Source organism: Stutzerimonas sp. LR2 (assembly GCF_055755175.1).
The window spans coordinates 1-1673 of record NZ_JBVTRR010000019.1 but is presented as its reverse complement, the minus strand read 5'-3'; the positions used below and the strand labels follow the sequence as shown (position 1 = coordinate 1673).

At 51.3% G+C, this 1673-nt stretch carries 1 protein-coding gene; it reads right to left on the bottom strand.

What is annotated here, in order from left to right:
* On the bottom strand, positions 1-1673 hold a 1673-nt coding region (locus ACVRRC_RS21665; protein WP_472997532.1), incomplete at both ends, for a Tn3 family transposase.

The window sequence follows — 1673 nt, the reverse complement described above, 5'->3', positions numbered from 1 at the left end:
TTTTCCGGATCCCAGCTTAAGATTATTACGCCAGACGTAATCTCCACTCAGATTGATATGTTCCCAGCCCAGGGGAGAAAGATGAGAGACCAGTTGCTCATTTATCGGGATACCCTTTCGTTTTAGTGACTCAATAGCTCTTTCTATATATACCGTGTTCCACAACGTGATCGCTGCTGTCAGTAATGTCAGCCCGCTGGCGCGATAACTCTGATTCTCCAGCCCACGATCCCTTATTTCACCCAGACGGTGCAAAAAGACCGCTCGCGCAAGGGCATTACGGGCCTCACCCTTATTCAGCCCCGCCTGCACGCGTCGGCGCAGACCGGGATCACGGAACCAGTCCAGCATAAATAGTGTCCGTTCGATGCGGCCAATCTCTCTCAGCGCTTTGGCAAGTCCATTCTGTTTTGGGTAACTGGCTAACTTTTTCATCATCAGTGATGCGGTGACTGTCCCCTGCTTAATCGAGGTTGCCAGGCGCAATACCTCATCCCAGTGCGACTCAATGTCTTTGATATTCAGGCAGGTTGTTGATATGACAGACTGAAGCCCCGGATAGCGCTCGGCCTTTCCATGAATAAACAGCCGCTTGTCATGAAGATCACGGATCCTTGGCGCAAAAGCGAATCCCAGCAGGTGCATCAGGGCGAAAACATGTTCAGTGAAGCCTGCGGTATCGGTGTAATGCTCGGTAATTTCCAGATCGCTTTCATGGTACAGCAGGCCATCAAGCACGTGGGTTGAGTCGCGCACCCGGCTGATCACTTTGGCGTAGAACGGGCTGTATTGGTCTGAGATATGCGTATAAATCTGCACGCCCGGCTCCTGACCATATTTAAGATTGACCTGACCGGCATAACGTCCGTGACTGCCTACCCGAAAGTTCTGCCCGTCTGACGACGATGTTGTCCCGTCGCCCCAGAATGCGGCCAGAGGCCGCTCTTTCTGTGCGTTGACCAGCTCGGCCAGTGCCGCTGAATAAGTTTCATCCCTGATGTACCATGCCTGAATACCTTCGAGTGACGATCTTGTGGCCCCAGGGCAGGATTCCGCCATTTTTGTCAGCCCAAGGTTGATGCCGTCAGCCAGAATGGTGGTCAGCAACAGTCTTCCGTCTTTTGGTCTGACGTTATTATTTTTGAGGTGCGCGAAGTGACGCGTAAATCCCGTCCAGCTATCAACTTCTTCCAGTATCTCCGTAATTTTCGGATGGGGAAGCATGCCATAGACCAAATCTGCAAAGGGCGAAACACCTGAAGGAACGCTGTTCTCCAGTGGAGTGATTTTGACGCCTTTATCTGAGATATCTACATCGGGCAAATCACCGGCAAGCGCCATCGCGTTAACTTCTTCCAGCCGAGATGCAAGAAGAGTCATACGGGCCTGAAGGTATGCCTGGCTATCGGTCTGAACGGCCAACTGTAACTGGTCATTATGTCGGGATTTCTCAAACTCAGCAGTCGGGATGAGATAATCATCAAAATTTTTGTAGCGGCGCGATCCTTTTACCCAGATATCACCGGAATGTAATGCACCCTTGAGTTCATTCAGTACGCAAAACTCGTAGTACTTGCGGTCGATGCCTGAAGGCGTGAGCACCAGTTTTCGCCAGCTTTCAGGGATAAACCCTGTTGGCGCTGATGGCGGCACTTTACGAAGTTGTTTACGGT